This is a genomic window from Streptomyces sp. Inha503 (assembly GCF_047215865.1).
Taxonomy (GTDB): domain Bacteria; phylum Actinomycetota; class Actinomycetes; order Streptomycetales; family Streptomycetaceae; genus Streptomyces; species Streptomyces lycopersici.
The window spans coordinates 7,903,317-7,920,212 of the sequence record NZ_CP178360.1 but is presented as its reverse complement, the minus strand read 5'-3'; the positions used below and the strand labels follow the sequence as shown (position 1 = coordinate 7,920,212).

The window sequence follows — 16,896 nt, the reverse complement described above, 5'->3', positions numbered from 1 at the left end:
GCCACGCGGCGGAGCCGCATATCGACGCTGCGGGAAGGGGCGGGAAGGGGAAGGGCACCCAGCCCGGTCCCGCCGCCTACGCCGTGAGCTCCTGCTGGAGCGCCTCCCGCAGCCGGGCCGCGCGCTCGGCGACCTCCGCGGGCCCCAGCTCGACCGCCCGCGCGCACCACCGCTGCCCTTCGGTGAGCGCGCCGCGACGGGCCGCGAGCAGCGCGAGCCGCAGCGCGGCCCGGCCGTGCCCCGACTCGGCGGCACGCGTCCACCACAGGGCGGCCTCCGGCTCGCTGCCCTCCCGGGCCAGCAGCAGCCCCAGGTTGAACGCGCCGTTGCTGCTGCCCGCCTCGGCGGCCATGCGGTACCAGCGCGCGGCCTCGACCACATCGGCGCGCGCGGCCGCGAACATGCCCACCCGCACCTGGGCCCGCCGGTGGCCCTGCCGCGCGGCGCGCTCGTACCACTCCTCGTACTCGGGGACGTGCGGCCCGGAGCCGTCGTCCGGCGGCGGGGTCGGGAAGCGCGTCCCGGACGAGCTGCCGAAGCCGGTGCCGGTCGCCGGGTCGCCGCCGACCGAGGAGCGGTCCAGCAGCGCGGCCAGCCGGAAGGCGCCCTCGGCGCTGCCGCCGCCCGCGGCGCAGCGCAGATGGCGCTCGGCGCCCTGGAGGTCGCCCTCCCGCTGGAGGGCGAGGCCGACCTGAAGCGCCGCCTCGGTGTGCCCGGCGGCGGCGGCCCGCTCGTACCACTGCCGGGCCGCCCGGTCCTCGCCCCGGCCCGCGTGCAGGATCCCCAGGTTGAACGCGGCGTCGACGCTGCCCGCCTCGGCCGCCTTGGAGAACCACGGCTCGGCGCCCGCCGCGTCGCCGCGCTGGAGCAGCATCACGGCGACCGCGTTGGCGGCCTCGCGGTGGCCCGCGTAGGCCGCGCGGCGGTACCACTGCTCGGCCTGGGCGGTGCGGCCCTGCTCGGCGCAGAGCAGCCCGAGGTTGTAGGCGCCGTTGATGTCCCCGGCGTCGAGCGCGGCGCGGTACCAGCGCTCGGCGGTCTGGGGCTCGCCGCGGTCGGCGTGGAGCGCGCCCAGCGCGTTGGCGGCGTTGCCGTCGCCGTCCTGGGCCGCCCGGTGCCACCAGACGGCGGCGCTGTCGGTGTCGCCCGCGTCACGCAGCAGGAAGCCCAGCGCGCAGGCGGCCCTGGCCTCGCCGTCCTTGGCGGACATCAGGTACCAGCGCCCGGCTTCCTTGAGCTCACCGCGCTTCTCCAGCAGCGTGCCGAGGTGGAGGGCGGCGCGCCGGTGGCCGCGCGCGGCGGCCTGCCGGTACCACTGCTCGGCCTCCTCCCGGCCGCCCCCTTCGGCGCCACGGCGGCGCTCGGCCGCCGGCTCGTCCCCCTCGTCGTCGCGGTCGTCCAGGATGCGGGCGAGGCGGTACGCGGCCTCGCGGTGGCCGCGCTCGGCGGCCGTGCGGAACCAGCGCTCGGCCCCGATGTCGCTGCGGTGCTCCAGCAGATCGCCCAGCGCGTACGCCCCCAGGGTGTGGCCGGACTCGGCGGACTGGCGCAGCCAGTACTCGGCGGCGGGCTCGTCGCCCCGCTCGCGGTGATGGCGGCCCAGGGCGTGGGCCGCGGCGGGGGACCCGGCGACGGCGGCTATGCGCCACCAGCCGGCCGCCTCGTCGGCATAGCCGCGCTGGTGCAGCAGAACTCCGAGGTTGTTGGCGGCGGCGCGATCGCCCGCCCCGGTGGCTCCCCGCAGATGCGGTTCGGCGCCGTCGAGGTCGCCGCGGCGCAGCAGCAGCGCGCCGAGCGCGCTCATCGCGGCGGTGTCACCGGCCTCGGCGGCACGGCGGTGCCGGGTCTCCTCCTCGGCATCGTCGTGCGCGTGCGCAAAACGCCCTGTCTCCAACAGACTGACCCTGTCCCCCATAAATCCCATCGTGGCATCACCCGCGTCCGGCGTACACCTGGTATACCGCAGCCGAGGAGGTCACTTCAGCGTTTTGTCGACATGCCCACAGAGAGACAACCCAAACGCTTGTATCCGCATTCCCCGAGTGGACGCTCATACAACACACAACGAGGCCCGGATCCTTGCGGATCCGGGCCTCGTGTGTCAGTAGCGGGGACAGGATTTGAACCTGCGACCTCTGGGTTATGAGCCCAGCGAGCTACCGAGCTGCTCCACCCCGCGCCGTGGTGGAACCACCGTACCACGGCGCGAGGGGCCGGCCGCCCGGCCGTTCTCGCAGGTCGTCAGGGGTCAGCCGCCCTTCTTGTCGGAACCGCCGCCGGCGCTCTGGCTCCGTGGCTGGTTCTGTTGCTGCCCCTTGTCGCCGGCCGCCTTGTTCTCCGCCTTGGCGGCGCGGTCCAGCGCGTCCTTCAGATCCTTCTGGGCCCTGCCGTACGCCTCCCAGTCCTGCGGCTGCTTCTGGAGGGCGTCCTGGGCGTCCTGATAGGCGTCCGAGGCGTCCTTGAGGGCCTCCTTCACCGTCGGGTTGGCGTTCGACGGCGGCTCCTCCTGCCCGCCGTCCTCCGGTGGCCGCTGTTCGGACGACTCGCCGAAGACGGCGTCCAGGGCCTCGCCCAGGGTGTCCTTGAAGACCGTCTCCTTGCCGTAGGAGACGCCGACCTTCTTCAACAGCGGGTAGTTGGCGCTGCCACCGCGGGCGTAGACGGGCTCGATATAGAGGAAGCCGTTGTCCAGTGGCACGGTGAGCAGATTGCCGTACTCGATGTCGGAGTCGGTGCCTCTCAGGTTCCTGACGAACTCGGCGACCTCCGGATCACCGTTGAGCTCGCTCTGCACCTGTTGTGGACCGGGCACGTTGGAGGTGACCTTCAGCAGTCTTATCGTGCCGTAGTCCTTACTGTTGGCATCCGCGTCGATCGACATGAACGCCCCCAGGTTGGGGCGCCCGTTGGGGGTGAAGGTCGTCGTCAGCGAGAACGTCTGCCCCTTCTGATCGGGCATCCTCATGCTCAGGTAGTACGGCGGGACCGCGTTCCCCTCCTTGTGGGTCGGGTCCTCGGGCACCTGCCAGGCGTCACTGCCGCTGTAGAACTGCGTGGGGTCGGTGACGTGGTAGCGGGTCAGCAGCTCGCGCTGGACCTTGAACAGGTCCTGCGGGTACCGCAGATGCTCCATCAGCTCGCCGCTGATCTTCTCCTTGGGCTCGACCGTCCCCGGGAACGCCTTCTCCCAGGTCTTCAGGACCGGGTCCTTGGAGTCCCACTCGTAGAGCTTGACGGTGCCGTCATAGGCGTCCACGGTCGCCTTGACCGAGTTGCGGATGTAGTTGACCTTGTTCTGCTGCGCGACCACCGAACGGTCCCCGTCGCTCAGCGAGTCGGCCGTGCTGTCGCCCAGGGTCGTCCGCGAGGCGTACGGATAGCCGTTGGTCGTGGTGTAGGCGTCCACGATCCACTTGATCCGGCCATGGACCACGGCGGGATAGGCGTCACCGTCGATGGTCAGCCAGGGGGCGACCTTCTCGACGCGCTCCTTGGGGGTGCGGTTGTACAGGATCCGCGAACCGTCCCCGATCGCGCCCGAGTAGAGGATCTGGGGCTCGCCGAACGCCACCGCGTAGGCGGCGCGGTTGACCGGGTTGGAGAGGCTGACCCCGCTCTTGCCCTTGTAGCTGGTGGTCCGCTCGCCGTTCTTCTCGTAGTCGAGCTCCTTCTGGGGGCCACCGACTATCGAGTACTGGTCGGTCTTCTCGCCGTAGTAGACCTGTTGCTCGTAGGTGCCGACACCGCCGCCGCTGGAGCTCTTGGTGGGCAGCCCGGACTCGGTGAAGTCCGGCGAGCCGGCCGGGTCCGCGTTGGGGTCCGTCGTGGTGCCCTTCGCCGCCACCATGCCGTAGCCATGGGTGTAGGTGAAGTGGTCGTTGATCCAGTTCCGCTTGGGGATGCCGTTGAGGTTCAGCTCGCGCACACCGACGACGGTGTCCTGATCCTTGCCGTCGGCGCCCTTGTAGCGGTCGACGTCGAGCGTCGAGGGGAACTGGTAGTACTTGCGCTCCTGCTGGAGCTGCTGGAAGGTCGGCGAGATGACGCTGGGGTCGATCAGCCGGTAACTGGCCGTCGTATTGGCGTCCTTACGGAGCTTCTCGCCGCCGCCGTCGCTGTCGTTCTTGCCGGAGTAGTCCGCCACCTTGGAGTCATCGATGCCGTACGCCTTGCGCGTGGCCTCGATGTTCTTCTGGATGTACGGCGCCTCCTTGGCCTGCTCGTTCGGCTGGACCTGGAACTTCTGGACGATCGCCGGGTAGAGCCCGCCGATCAGGATCGCCGACAGCACCATGAGCCCGAAGCCGATGACCGGCAGCTGCCAGGTGCGCCGCCACAGCGTGGCGAAGAAGAGCACCGCGCAGATCGCCGCGATGCAGAACAGGATCGTCTTCGCGGGCAGATAGGCGTTGGCGTCCACATAGCGCAGACCCGTCCAGTTGCCCGTCGCCTTGAAGTCGCTGGACTTCACCGCGAGTCCGTAGCGGTCCAGCCAGTACGCCACCGCCTTGAGCGCCACGAAGACGCCCAGCAGCACCGACAGATGGCCGGTGGCCGCGGCGGTCGCGCGGGCGCCGGGGCTGGTGACCCGCAGGCCCCCGTAGAGGTAGTGCACCAGGGCCGCGGCGATCAGCGAGAGCACCGTGGCCGCGAAGCCGAAGCTCAGCAGGAAGCGGTACCAGGGCAGATCGAAGGCGTAGAAGGCCACGTCCTTGTGGAACTGCGGGTCCTTCTGGCCGAACGGCACCCCGTTGACCCACAGCAGCCAGATGCGCCACTGACCGGCCGCCGAGGCGCCCGCGATCAGCCCCACCAGGGCGGTGACCGCGAGCAGCACCCACTTCTTGAACGGGGCGATGCCCATCCGGTAGCGGTCCAGGCTCTGCTGCTCCATGGACATCGCGCTGAGCGGCGGCCGCAGCCGATGGGCCAGCCAGATGTTGATCCCGACGGCCGTGGCCATCAGCACGCCGAAGACGAAGAACAGCCCGATCTTCGTCTTCAGGGTGGTACTGAAGACGGAAGAGTAATGAAGTGAGCGATACCAGAGCCAATCCGTCCAAAATCCGGCAAACATGACAAAGAGCATGGCCAACACGGCCAGCACGCCCAGGGTCATGAGCAGGGTCCTGGCACGCCGGGACGGACGGCCGACTCTCACCCGCGGCCCCGTAGGGCCTCCGCCGCGGTCCGGCATCTGGAAAGCCAAGGTGCGCACCTCGAAGTTCGCTGTCGATTGAGAACCCTGAACTCCAGGGCCCACCTGTTGCAACTTACTCAGGCTTTACTCAGTTCCCGTTTCCGGGTCCGAACAGGGCACGATATGAACCATGTCCAACGCAACCCCCGGCACCGACCCGCTGGCCTCGAATCCACTGACCCGAGCCGTACTCGAAATCGACGACTACGCCTCGGGGCTCGGCTGGGACCAGCCCGCCCGGCTCTTCGCCCTCGTCGACACCGCCCGGCTGCGCACCGAGGAGCCCGGCCTCGCCGCTCAGCTCGGCCTTGACGAGGGCGGCGAGGAGATCGCCTCCCTGACCCCCATCGAGCAGGACGAGCTGCCCTCCGGCGCCCCGCTGGACGAGTTCCTCGCCACCATCGCCTGGCCGGACGCGGTGACCGGCTGCGCCCTCACCGTGGAGCGGCAGATGCTGCCGCCGTCCGCCGAGAGCTCCGTGCCCGAGGGTCTGGACGAGGCGGCGCTGGCCAAGTGGGTCGCCGACCACCCGGACCGCCAGGAGGTCCGGATGACCGTGGCCGTGCTGCGGGACGGCGCGCGCGAGTCGGCCCTGCGGCTGCGGGAGAAGGACTCCCCGACCGAGGTGCTCACCGGGGCCGGTCTGGTGCCGGGCCTGGCGGACGCGCTCGCCGCCACCTTCGCCACCGACTGACCGCCGCGCCCTGATCCCCGCGACCTGACCCCCGCAACGGGGGCGCCGCTCAGCCCGTCGTGCACTTCGGCAGACCGGCGGTGTCCCCCTTACGGATCTTCCCGAGCGCCGTAAGGGCGTCGTCGATCGTGTGCACCTTGACCAGCCGCAGCCCGCTCGGCACGTCCTTGGCGGCGGCCGCGCAGTTCTCCTTGGGCGTGAGGAAGTAGCGGGCGCCCGCCTCGCGCGCGCCGATCGTCTTCATCTCGATCCCGCCGATCGGGCCGACCGTGCCCTTGTCGTCGATCGTGCCGGTGCCCGCGATGAACTTCCCGCCGGTGAGGTCGCCGGGCGAGAGCCGGTCCACGATCCCCAGCGCGAACATCAGACCGGCGCTGGGCCCGCCCACGTCCGCCAGCTTGATGTCGATCCGGAACGGGAAGGTGTAGTCGATCCCGGCCTGGATGCCCACGATGGCGCGGGCCGGGCCCTTGTCCGCCTTCGTGGTGGTGATCGTGACGCGCTCCTCGCCGGTGGGCTGCTTGCCGCTCTTCTCCGCCGCCGCCACGTTCTTGGCCGGGACGACCGAGAAGACCACCTTCTGGCCCGGCTTGTGCTTGGTGACGAGCTTGGCCACGTCGTCGGGCTCGCGCACCGCCGTGCCGTCCACCGACTTGATCACATCGCCCGCGTGCAGCTTGCCCTGGGCCGGGGCGCCCTTCTGGACGGCGCCGACGATGACATGCGCGGTGACCGGCTTCTTCAGCGCCCGCAACGCCGCGACCTTGGCGGACTCCTGGGACTGGGTGAACTCCTCGGCGTTCTGCTGGTCCACCTGGTCCGGGGTCTTGTCGTCCGGGTAGAGGGTGCTGTGCGGCACGACCACGTCATCGTGCGCCAGCCAGCCGTAGACGGCCTCCACGAGGTTCATCCGGTACTCGGAACCGGTGACCCGGACCGTGGTCATGTTCAGATGTCCGCCGGTGGTCTCACAGCTCTTGCGGCCGGAGATCTGGAGCACGCACTCCCCGTTGTGCTCACCCAGGGTGTTGTACGTCGGCCCGGGCGACATCTCCGCGTACGGCACCGGGATCAGCACTCCGGCGCACAGCAGCGCGATCAGCATCAGAAGGGAGGCGAGCATCGTCGCGGTGCGGCGTGGCATGGAACGACAGTACGGGACGCGTCCGTCAGTCCACCGTCGGGGCCGTCCGTACGAGGGGCGGCGCGGACGGGGCGGCGGCCTCAGGCCGCGGCGTCCGAATCGGCGGGCCGGCGCTCCATCGCTTCGCGGAAGCGGGCGTATCCGGCCAGCTCGGCTACATCCCCCCCGGACTTCCGTTTACCGGCTCGGGCGGCTATGCCGGCGTATATCGCCGCGCCTATCGCCGCGAACAACGGAATCAGCAACCAGAGAAGCGCAGCCACAGCAGCCTCCCGAACCCCTTGAAAAATCGCGGTTCAGGACCGCGACTGACAGATGAGCAGATTAATCCTCTGCCAGCTCAACGCTTACGGCAGGGTGGGGGTTACGCAAGCGGAGTACACCCTTCCGTGCCCCCATGCGCATGCGCATTCCCCCTACACGCCCACCCCACTCCTCCTACGCCCCGACCCACTCCTCGGTGCCGTCCGCGAACGTCTGGTGCTTCCAGATCGGGACCTCGCTCTTGAGGTCGTCGATCAGCTTGCGGCAGGCCGCGAACGCCTCCGCGCGGTGCGGGCAGGAGACGGCCACCACCACGGCCAGATCACCGATCACCAGATCGCCCACCCGGTGCACCGCGGCCAGCGCACGCACCGGGAAGTCGGCCACGACCTTCTCTGCCACCCGGCGCAGCTCGGCCTCGGCGGTCGGGTGCGCGGAGTAGCCCAGGGCGCCGACCTCCGCGCCTCCGTCGTGGTTGCGCACGGTGCCCACGAACAGCGCCGTGCCGCCCGCCGCGGCATCGCCCACCGCCCCGAACACCTCGTCCACGGACAGGGGCGTGTCACGGACGGCGAGCAGCCGGATGGGGTGGGCGGCCGCGAGCTCGCCGGGGTGATCGTACGAATGTGCCATGCCGTCCATCGTGCCGTACCGTCCCGCCCTCAGGGAATCAATGGAGCCACCGGCCTACCGGATCCCGGAAAACACCTTCCGGGGTCTCTCGTCTCAGGCCCGGCGGCGCGCCTTACGGGCACGGCGCACGATCGCCGCGGTGCCCACCAGGGCCACGGTCGCGCCCGCGGCGCCGAGCGTCGTGGCGTCCTTACGGCCGAGACGCCGCCCGGCGACGGTATGGCGGCCGGCGACCTCCTCCAGCAGCTCCGCCAGGACCTCCTCGTTGGTCCAGCGCGGCCGCCAGCCCGCCGCGTGCAGCCTGCTGCCGCTGACCGCCCAGGGGTGCATCGTGTACGCGAGATCGCCCGCCGGGGACGGTGTCAGACCGAGCCGGTGCAGCCGGGAGGCGGCGCCCAGGGCGACCGCCGAGGGCAGCTCCATGCGCCGGATCCCGGACAGCTCCTCGACCTCCTCCTGCTCCAGCCAGCCCTCGCACCCGACCGCCAGCTCGCCCTCGACCTTCTCCAGGGCGGCGTACTCCAGCGCGCCGACCAGGTCGTCCATATGGCAGAACTGCCAGGTGGGCCGGGATCCGGCGACGACCAGCAGCCTTGGTGACTCGAAATAGCGGGTGAGCGCGGTGTCCGTGCCGCCGACCAGGAGCGCCGGGCGCACCACGGTCACATTCAGCCCCGGATGCGCCCGGGGCGCGCGCTCCCCGAGCCGCTCGATCTCCAGCAGGTCGCCGACGCCGGTGGCCTCGGCGGTCGCCTTCAGCTCCGCGTCCTCGGCCAGCGGCACGGCGTTGTCGGGGAGCGCCCCGTAGACCATCGCGGACGTGCACAGCACCACCCGGCGCACCCCGGCCGCGGCGGCGGCCGTCAGGACCGTCTGGGTGCCGCGCACGTTGTAGGCGGTGCGGGCGGCGGGGTCGGTGCCCAGATCCAGGTCGACGGCGAGGTGGACCACCACGTCGGCGCCGCGCAGCTTCTCGGCGATGGCCGGATCGCGGACGTCCAGCACGTGCCACTGCGCCTCGGTCACCTCACCGCGGCGCTCGTCGATGGCCAGGACCTGCTTTACCTCTTCGGACTCCGCGAGCCGCTGCGTGAGCAGGGCACCTGGGCCCGAGGCGGCACCGGTCACCGCCACGACGGGTCGTCGTGCGGTGCGGGCCGTATCGTTTCGCGCAGCGCGAACTTCTCGGTCTGGGGAACTCACCGGGCGTCTCCAGCGGTTGTCTTCAGTACGCAGCGCATGCACGCATACGTACCAGGTGACGTCCATCCTGCCGCAGGGCGGCGATCAGCGAAGCACCGAGCCCGGAAACCGGCGAGGTGTCTAGGCTGGGTGGTGATGTCGGGCATCCGCCACCGGCCCGGGGCCGGTGGCCCAACGAGCCGAGGAAACCCGTGAGTGACACCCCATTCGGATTCGGCCTTCCGCCGGAGGAGCCGGAGGACGGCGACGACGGCAAGAAGAAGGGCGGCCAGGGCGGCGAGCAGGGCCCCGCGAATCCCTTCGGGTTCGGCGGCGGAACCGGCGGAGCGGGCGGCGCGGAGAATCCGTTCGCCGCGATGTTCGGTTCGCTGAACCCGGGCGACCTGGGCGCCGCCTTCCAGCAGCTCGGGCAGATGCTCTCGTACGAGGGCGGCCCGGTGAACTGGGACATGGCCAAGGACATCGCCCGCCAGACCGTCGCGCGCGGCACCGCCGACGGCAGCAAGGACGAGAGCGTCGGCCCCGCCGACCGCGCCGCGGTCCAGGAGGCCGTGCGGCTCGCGGACCTCTGGCTGGACGGCGTCACCTCGCTGCCCTCCGGCTCGGGGACCGCGGTGGCCTGGAGCCGTGCCGAATGGGTCGAGGCGACCCTGCCGGTGTGGAAGGACCTGGTGGACCCGGTCGCCGAGCGCGTCGGCGCCGCCATGGGCGATGTGCTGCCCGAGGAGATGCAGGCCATGGCCGGCCCGCTGCTCGGGATGATGCGCTCGATGGGCGGCGCCATGTTCGGCACCCAGATCGGGCAGGCGCTGGGCGTGCTGGCCGGCGAGGTGGTCGGCTCGACCGACATCGGGCTGCCGCTGGGCCCGGCGAGCAAGGCGGCCCTGCTGCCGGTCAACATCGCGGCGCTGGGTTCCGGCCTCGGCGTGCCCAAGGAAGAGGTCCGGCTGTATCTGGCGCTGCGCGAGGCCGCCCACCAGCGGCTGTTCGCCCATGTGCCGTGGCTGCGCTCGCACCTCTTCGGCGCGGTCGAGGGGTACGCCCGCGGCATCAAGGTCGACACCGCCAAGCTGGAGGACGCGGTCGGCCAGCTCGACCCGACCCACCCCGAGCAGCTACAGGAAGCGCTCCAGCAGGGCATGTTCCAGCCCGAGGACACCCCCGAGCAGAAGGCCGCGCTGGCGCGTCTGGAGACCGCTCTGGCGCTGGTGGAGGGCTGGGTGGACGCGGTGGTGCACGCCGCCGCCAAGCCGCATCTGCCGTCCGCCGACGCCCTGCGCGAGACGCTGCGGCGGCGCCGGGCGAGCGGCGGCCCCGCCGAGCAGACCTTCGCCACGCTGATCGGCCTGGAGCTGCGGCCGCGCCGGCTGCGGGACGCCTCCCGGCTGTGGGCCTCCCTCACCGACGCCCGTGGCCTGGAGGGGCGCGACGGCCTCTGGGCGCACCCGGACATGCTGCCGACGGCACAGGATCTCGACGACCCGGACGGCTTCGTCCACGGCGAACAGCTGGACTTCTCCGAGCTGGACAAGATGCTCGGCGAGGCGGCCGGCGGTGATGAGGACCGTAAGGGCGGCTCCGAGGGCCCCGACCTCCGTAAGGGGCGCGAGAGCGGCGAGGACGACCGCGAGGGCGGCGACCGGGGCGACGGCGAGAAGTGAGCCTGCACCAGGACGCGGCGCGGGTGCTCACCGAGTGGCCTGCGCCCGATGCCGCCCAGGAGCGGCTGCGGCGGCTGTACGGCGACCATCTGGCCGCGTATCCGGACGGCATGTGGAAGGCGTGCGGGGACGGGCACATTACGGCGAGCGCGCTGGTGATCGACCCGGATCGGGACCAGGTGCTGCTCACCCTGCACCGGAAGCTGCGGATGTGGCTCCAGATGGGCGGCCACTGCGAGCCGGACGACACCACGCTCGCGGGCGCGGCGCTGCGCGAGGCCACCGAGGAGTCCGGGATCGCGGGGCTGACGCTGCTGCCGGGCGGCCCGGTGCGGCTCGACCGGCACCAGACCCCCTGCGCCTGGCACCTGGACGTCCAGTACGCGGCGGTGGCGCCCCGGGGCGTGGTGGCGGCGATCAGCGACGAGTCGCTGGATCTGCGCTGGTTCGGCTACGACGAGGTGGCGGACGTGGCCGACGAGTCGGTGCGCCACCTGGTGACGCGCACCCGCGCACTGCTCTGAGGAGCGCGTCGGGCCGCGCTGGGGAGCCCGCTGGAATCGAGGAGCCTGTTGCAACGCGGGGCCTGCTGGAATGCGGAGCGGCCGCGGACCCGAGGGGTCCGCGGCCGCCGTGCTCCATCAGCGGTGACCTCGGTCAGTTGCTGAAGATATTGCCCTGGTTCTGACCGCGGGCGCCCTGCTGGCCCATGCCGAACTGCGCGGCCATACCGCCCCCGACCACCGCGTTCTGCGGCGGGAGCAGCTCGCTGGGCTGGACCAGGGCGTAACCCTGGCCGAGGAAGCTGAGCTCCCAGCCCTCGCCGGTGTTGCCGCGCCGCCGCCAGACGCCCGAGGAGTGCGTCTGCGCCTGCATCTGGACCCGCAGCGAGCTCGACCAGGCGACGATGGCGTCCGCGTCGGCGTTGACGTACTTGTCCGGGGTGACCTGGAGCAGCAGCGGCTGCCCCGAGGTCATCAGCGCCACCTTGCCCCGGCCGGAGATGTTGAGGTTGTACTTGCCGGACCCCGAGATCCCGAACTGGCTGTCCACCGCGATCGACTCCCAGTGCAGCGTGGAGTCCAGCGCGAGCACATAGGAGCTGTCGACGGTCAGCCCGTCGTGGTCCACGTCCATCACATGGATGTGCTGGGCGAGGTTGGCGAGGTAGACCGTGCCCTGCCCGGAGCAGCGCATCAGGTCCAGGCCCTCACCGGTACGGGCCCGCGCCCTGTGCTGCCCGGGCGTCTGGTACTCGCCGTCGAACTCGATGAGCCCCTGATAGGCGACCATGCTGCCCTTACGGGCGAGCACATCCTCATGGCCGGTCAGGGCGATCCGCAGCAGATGCGGGTTCTGGAGCGCGTAGCGGTCCTGCGTCTGGGCCTCGGTGAAGGCGAAAAGCGGGCTCTGCATTTGGTGTCCCTCCCCCTCAGCCCCGGGCCCGGAGCCGGTCGGTGCTGTCCTCACTGGGCTGTACGACGACGAAGCCCTGCCCGGAGAAGCCGAGCTGATACGCCTCGCCGCTGCCCCGGCCGATCAGGGACGACGCCTTGAAACTGCGCTTGCCCTTCACCTTGAGCCCGGAGGACCAGGCCACGAGCGCGTCCGGGTCCACATAGGTCTCGTCCTCGCCGCGGCCGCAGTCGACCACGATGGGGGTCCCGCGGGAGGTCAGGGCGACCCAGCCGGTGCCGGAGACACCCACGTTGAACAGGCCCTGCCCGGCGAACTTGGCGATGCCCTTGACGCGTTCGACGCCCCACTGGAGGTGGGCGTCGAAGGCGAGGAGGTTGGTGCCGTTGACCGAGAGCGAGTCGCCGTTGAGGTTGATGCAGACGACGTTGGCCCCGTAGTCGGCGAGGTAGAGCAGCCCGTCGCCGCTGCACCGCATCAGCGGGGCGCCCTCGCCGGTCAGCCACTGGGAGGCCATCTGCCGTACCGCGGGCGGGTTGGGCTCGTACTGGACGAAGCCCTCGTACGCCACCATCGAACCGGTGCGGGCGAAGAGGTCCTGGCCGCTCTGCATGGCGACCTTGAGCATGCTGGCGCCGTGGTTCTCCATGCGGGCGGCGACCGGGGCGGGTGCGAAGCCCGAGATCATTTGCTGGTCCATATCGGGCTCCCTCAGACCTCGTAGGGCTGGACGACGATGAAGTTGCCGGGCGCGCCGCGGAACTGGAGGTTCACGGTCTCCCCGCTGTGGCCGGGGTAGGCACTGCGGCGCAGCCGCACCTGGCTGGAGATGATCACCTGGGCTCCGGCGGACCACGCCACGATGGCGTTGCTGTCGGCGAAGGTGGTCGGGGTGACGGGGAGGACGACCGGCGTGCCCTCGGTCTTCACCACGACGGTTCCGGTGCCCTGGAACTGCATGGTGAACAGCGCGCCGCCGGGGATGCCATGGCCCTCGATCCGGCGCACCTCGTGGTGCAGCGACTCGTCGAAGGCGAGCACGTTCTCGGCGGAGACGCAGATGGCGTCGCCCTGGAGCTCGATCGGGTGGAGCTCCGCGGCGTTCTCGGCGAGGAAGACCTGGCCCTGGCCGGTGCAGCGCATCAGCTGCATCTCCTGGCCGGTCGCGTTGCCGACGATCCGGCCGCGGAAACCGGCGCCCTTGTAGCTGAAGTCGACCTTGCCCTGGTAGAGCACCATCGTGCCCTGGCGGGCGAGCACGGGCTGGCCGCCGACACCGAGGTCTACTCGCATCAGCCGGGGGTTCTGCGGCGTCCAGCGCTGGCCGGTGGGCGCCTCGCGGTACTTGGAGAGCGCGGCCTGGAGCCCGGGCGCGCCACCGCCCTGGGGGACGCCGCCCATGGGCTGCGGCTGACCGTAAGGAGCGGGCTGGCCCGGCTGACCGGGCTGACCGGGGTAGGGCTGGGCGGGCGGCTGGCCGTACGGCGCGGGGGCGGGCGGGGCCTGGCCCGGCTGCTGGCCGAACGGGGGCTGCTGCCCCGGGTACTGGCCCGGTGGTGGAGGCGGCGGTGCCTGCCCCGGGGGCGGCACCTGGCCGGGCGGCGGCACTTGGCCGGGCGGCGCGATGGGTGCGGCGATGGTGGGGGCGCCGTGCATCTGCGGGGTGCCGGGGGCGGGCGGCTGAACGCCCTGCGGGGGCGTGCCCTGGGGCGTGCCCGGAGGCGGCGTGCCCTGGGGCGGCGTGCCCTGGGATGGCGTGCCTTGGGGAGCGCCGAAGGCGGGGGCGGGCTGCGGTGCGGGCGGGGCGGGGGCCGGAGGGGCCGATGGGGCAGGGGCCCCGGCCGGGGGTGCGAAGCCCGGTGCGGGGGCGGCCTGTCCTGGCGGCGCGAAGCCGGGCGTGGCGCCCTGGGCGGGCGCGGGGGCGGGCTCCTCCTCGGCCACCTCACCGCCGAAGTTCTTGAGCAGCGCGTCCAGTCCCCCGTCGAAGCCCTGCCCGACGGCGGCGAACCGCCAGACGTCCTTGAGGTAGAAGTCGCCCAGCATCACCGCGCGTTCGGTGCTGAACTCCGAACCGGTGAAGGAGTACCGGGCCACCTCCTCGCCGCCCGCGACGATCCGCAGGTAGCCGGGGCCGACCTGCGACATCTGCCCGGCGCCGTCGATGGTCGCGGTGAAGGAGAGCTTCTGGATGGCGGGCGGCACGCTGTCGAGCGTGACGCGGAACGAATCCGTGTCCCCGGCCTGCGGCCCGAGCTGCTGTATCGCTTCTTCAGGCGACTTCGGCTGGTTGAAGAAGATGAAGTAGCGGTCGTCCGACAGCCGCTCGTTCGCGTCGAGACCGAAGCAGCTGATGTCGAAGGTCAGACCGGGTCCGGCGATCTGCACCCCGACGTACAGATCCCTCCCGGCCGTCAGATCACTGATCCTGGCCTTGTGGCCGCGCTGGAATTCCCTGGCCATACGTTAGGACCGTCCCCCATCGCCGTACCGGTGTGTGCGTTGCGCGCCAGGCTAGCCGCTGCCGCCGACTATGAGCGACGCCGGGAACCAGGATGTGGTTCCCGCACGGCCCGGGGGCTCCCGGGGGCTGATCCCCCACCGCCCGGGCGCGGTCGCCTTACGGCTGGTCGTCCGGGGGCCCGGAGAGGTGCGGCAACCGCGCGGCGGCGACCACCCCTTCGAGATAGCCGCGTGCCCGCTCGGTACGCGGATACGCCTCCAGGAGCTGCCAGAAGCGGCGACCGTGCCCCGGCACCAGCAGATGGGCCAGCTCGTGGAGGAGCACATAGTCCACGACGTACTCCGGCATGCCCTGGAGCCGGTGCGAGAGCCGGATGCTGCCCTCGGCCGGGGTGCACGACCCCCAGCGGGTGTTCTGGTTGGTGACCCAGCGGACGGAGTCGGGCCTGGCCCGCCCGCCCAAGTACTGGCCGGAGAGCCACTCGGCGCGGGCGGCCAACTCCGCGTCGCCCAGCATCCGCTTGCTCTCCTGGGCCGCCAGCTTCTCCAGCATGACGCTCACCCAGCGCCGCTCCTCCGCCTCGGACATCCGGGCGGGGATGAGGACGACGGTGCGGTCGCCCTCGCGATAGGCGGAGACCGTCCTGCGCCGCCGGGTGCTCCGGCGGACCTCGACCGCGCTCGCGTCGGAGCCTCGGCTCTGCGGACTCGGGACGGTGCTCGGTGCGCTCGCGGCGCTGCGGGAGACATTCTGTCCCGCGGTGCGAGGGGGCGGGTCGGCGGACACGCCCCGACGTTACCCGCTGGCAGCCGGGGAAGTCCCATCCCGCCGATGGTTGCGGACCGAACCACTCCACGGTGTGCACGGCTTGTACGACCGGCGTTCGTACGACTTATTCCACTGCCTGTGGACAACGCGCTGCGGGGTCCGGGCGCCGCCCCGCATGCTGAAGTCGGTTCGACGGACGGCACATCGACGGCATATCAAACGGGGGAGGGAACGGCGATGCATCCGATGCTCAAGCCCGCGCTGCGGCGCGGCTGGCGGAGCCGGGACACGGTCCAGTTCGGGGTGGCCCGGGCGCACGCGGTGGTGATGGGGCCGGTGGACACGGCCACGGGCAGCTTTCTGGAGCTGCTGGACGGCACCCGCGGCCTGCCGCTGCTGCGGCAGGAGGCGCGGGCCATCGGCCTGCCGGAGGGGCGGGCCGACGCACTGGTGGACCGGCTGGCGGCGGCCGGACTGCTGGACGAGCCGAGGGACGGCGGTGAGCCCGCCGCGGCCCTGGACCGGTTGCGGCCCGACGCGGGGGCGCTGTCGGTGTTGCATCCCGAGCCCGGAGCCGCGGCGCGGCTGCTCGCCGCGCGGCGGGCGATGCGGGTTCAGGTGCGGGGTGCGGGCCGGGTCGGGGCCGCGGTCGCGGCCGCGCTGTCGGGCTCGGGGGTCGGCCGGGTCGATGTGGTGGACGGCGGCTGTGTCGAGCCCTGGGATGTGGCTCCCGGCGGGGTCTCGGCCGAGCAGATCGGCGAGCGCCGGGATCTGGCGGCCCGCCGCGTGGTGCGCCAGGCCGCGCCCGCCCCGCTCCCCCGCCGGTCGGCGCGGCTGCGGGCCTCGGCGGCGGAGCGGGCCCCTTCGCGGGAGAAGGTCCCTTCAGGGGAGCGGACCGCCTCGGGAGGGCGGCCCCTCTCGGGAGAGCGGACCGCCTCGGGAGAGCCCGGGCTGGCGCTGGTGGTGATCGCCCCGCGTGACGGCCTCGCGGCGTACGCACCGGATCCGGAGCAGGCCCAGCCGCTGCTCGCCTCCGGCACCCCCCATCTCTACGCGGGAGTCATCGAGGCCACCGGGGTGGTGGGCCCGCTGGTGGTGCCGGGGATCACGCCCTGCGCGGGCTGCGCCGCGGCGGGCCGTGCCGAGCGGGAGCCCGTCTGGCCGAGGATGCTCGCGCAGTGGCGGTCCGGTCGCCGGCGCACCGCCCCGGCCTGTGACACGGCGCTGGCGATGGTGGTGGCCGGGCTCACCGCGGTGCAGGCGCTGGCCTTCCTCGACGGCCGCCCGTCCGGGGGCGCGGGGGTCCGGTGGGAGCTGGCGCTTCCCTCGCTCGTCTGGGAGGCGCGCCCGATCGAGGCACATCCCGGATGCGGCTGTGGGGCGGCCGGGGAGGAGGATGCCGTATATGCCTCGGCCGCAGAGGCACCGCACGCGACAATGTCCGGGTGACCC

14 protein-coding genes and 1 tRNA gene are annotated in these 16,896 nt (G+C 72.0%); 4 read left to right on the top strand and 11 right to left on the bottom strand.

Features of this window, described 5'->3' with window-relative positions; all coding sequences use genetic code 11:
- Nucleotides 1-76 precede the first annotated feature (76 nt).
- The 3 genes from ACJX2R_RS33640 to ACJX2R_RS33630 form a co-directional block, all read right to left on the bottom strand.
- Nucleotides 77-1,924 carry a tetratricopeptide repeat protein gene (locus ACJX2R_RS33640; protein WP_413103182.1) on the bottom strand — a complete coding sequence of 616 codons (1,848 nt, stop codon included), beginning with the start codon at nucleotides 1,922-1,924 and terminating at the stop codon, nucleotides 77-79.
- 181 nt (nucleotides 1,925-2,105) lie between these two features.
- Nucleotides 2,106-2,179: transfer RNA gene (locus ACJX2R_RS33635), tRNA-Met, on the bottom strand.
- Nucleotides 2,180-2,248: 69 nt separating this feature from the next.
- A complete protein-coding gene (locus tag ACJX2R_RS33630) occupies nucleotides 2,249-5,197 on the bottom strand; it encodes a UPF0182 family protein (RefSeq protein ID WP_413106005.1) in 2,949 nt (982 codons plus the stop codon).
- 133 nt (nucleotides 5,198-5,330) lie between these two features.
- Between ACJX2R_RS33630 and ACJX2R_RS33625 the strand changes: the two genes are divergently transcribed.
- A complete protein-coding gene (locus ACJX2R_RS33625) occupies nucleotides 5,331-5,894 on the top strand; it encodes a PPA1309 family protein (RefSeq protein WP_210949539.1) in 564 nt (187 codons plus the stop codon).
- A 49-nt stretch (nucleotides 5,895-5,943) separates the two neighbouring features.
- Here ACJX2R_RS33625 and ACJX2R_RS33620 read toward each other — a convergent pair whose 3' ends face one another.
- The 4 genes from ACJX2R_RS33620 to ACJX2R_RS33605 all read right to left on the bottom strand — a co-directional run bounded on the left by ACJX2R_RS33620 (nucleotide 5,944) and on the right by ACJX2R_RS33605 (nucleotide 9,138).
- Entirely contained in the window at nucleotides 5,944-7,038 is a 1,095-nt protein-coding gene (locus ACJX2R_RS33620) for a PDZ domain-containing protein (protein ID WP_413103181.1), read from the bottom strand.
- Nucleotides 7,039-7,118: 80 nt separating this feature from the next.
- Complete coding sequence (locus ACJX2R_RS33615; protein ID WP_262701771.1) at nucleotides 7,119-7,301, bottom strand: hypothetical protein; 183 nt, start codon at nucleotides 7,299-7,301, stop codon at nucleotides 7,119-7,121.
- A 175-nt stretch (nucleotides 7,302-7,476) separates the two neighbouring features.
- Complete coding sequence (locus ACJX2R_RS33610; RefSeq protein ID WP_413103180.1) at nucleotides 7,477-7,944, bottom strand: molybdenum cofactor biosynthesis protein MoaE; 468 nt, start codon at nucleotides 7,942-7,944, stop codon at nucleotides 7,477-7,479.
- A gap of 84 nt (nucleotides 7,945-8,028) precedes the next feature.
- Nucleotides 8,029-9,138, bottom strand: coding sequence for an NAD-dependent epimerase/dehydratase family protein (locus ACJX2R_RS33605; RefSeq protein WP_262701773.1), 1,110 nt, complete (start codon nucleotides 9,136-9,138; stop codon nucleotides 8,029-8,031).
- Between the two features lie 191 nt (nucleotides 9,139-9,329).
- Between ACJX2R_RS33605 and ACJX2R_RS33600 the strand changes: the two genes are divergently transcribed.
- Entirely contained in the window at nucleotides 9,330-10,799 is a 1,470-nt protein-coding gene (locus tag ACJX2R_RS33600) for a zinc-dependent metalloprotease (protein ID WP_413103179.1), read from the top strand.
- Nucleotides 10,796-11,323 carry an NUDIX hydrolase gene (locus ACJX2R_RS33595; RefSeq protein ID WP_413103178.1) on the top strand — a complete coding sequence of 176 codons (528 nt, stop codon included), beginning with the start codon at nucleotides 10,796-10,798 and terminating at the stop codon, nucleotides 11,321-11,323. The genes ACJX2R_RS33600 and ACJX2R_RS33595 overlap by 4 nt, the downstream gene beginning before the upstream one ends.
- A 133-nt stretch (nucleotides 11,324-11,456) precedes the next feature.
- Here ACJX2R_RS33595 and ACJX2R_RS33590 read toward each other — a convergent pair whose 3' ends face one another.
- From ACJX2R_RS33590 to ACJX2R_RS33575, 4 genes are all read right to left on the bottom strand, one after another.
- Nucleotides 11,457-12,215 carry an AIM24 family protein gene (locus ACJX2R_RS33590; RefSeq protein ID WP_413103177.1) on the bottom strand — a complete coding sequence of 253 codons (759 nt, stop codon included), beginning with the start codon at nucleotides 12,213-12,215 and terminating at the stop codon, nucleotides 11,457-11,459.
- 16 nt (nucleotides 12,216-12,231) lie between these two features.
- Nucleotides 12,232-12,915, bottom strand: a complete 684-nt coding sequence (locus ACJX2R_RS33585; RefSeq protein ID WP_037952321.1) for an AIM24 family protein — start codon at nucleotides 12,913-12,915, stop codon at nucleotides 12,232-12,234.
- Between the two features lie 11 nt (nucleotides 12,916-12,926).
- Nucleotides 12,927-14,675 (bottom strand): TerD family protein, encoded by a 1,749-nt coding sequence (locus tag ACJX2R_RS33580; RefSeq protein WP_413103176.1) that lies wholly within the window; start codon nucleotides 14,673-14,675, stop codon nucleotides 12,927-12,929.
- A gap of 157 nt (nucleotides 14,676-14,832) precedes the next feature.
- Nucleotides 14,833-15,462, bottom strand: a complete 630-nt coding sequence (locus ACJX2R_RS33575; protein ID WP_262701778.1) for a M48 family metallopeptidase — start codon at nucleotides 15,460-15,462, stop codon at nucleotides 14,833-14,835.
- A gap of 219 nt (nucleotides 15,463-15,681) precedes the next feature.
- Between ACJX2R_RS33575 and ACJX2R_RS33570 the strand changes: the two genes are divergently transcribed.
- Nucleotides 15,682-16,893, top strand: a complete 1,212-nt coding sequence (locus ACJX2R_RS33570; RefSeq protein ID WP_413103175.1) for a ThiF family adenylyltransferase — start codon at nucleotides 15,682-15,684, stop codon at nucleotides 16,891-16,893.
- Nucleotides 16,894-16,896: the final 3 nt, after the last annotated feature.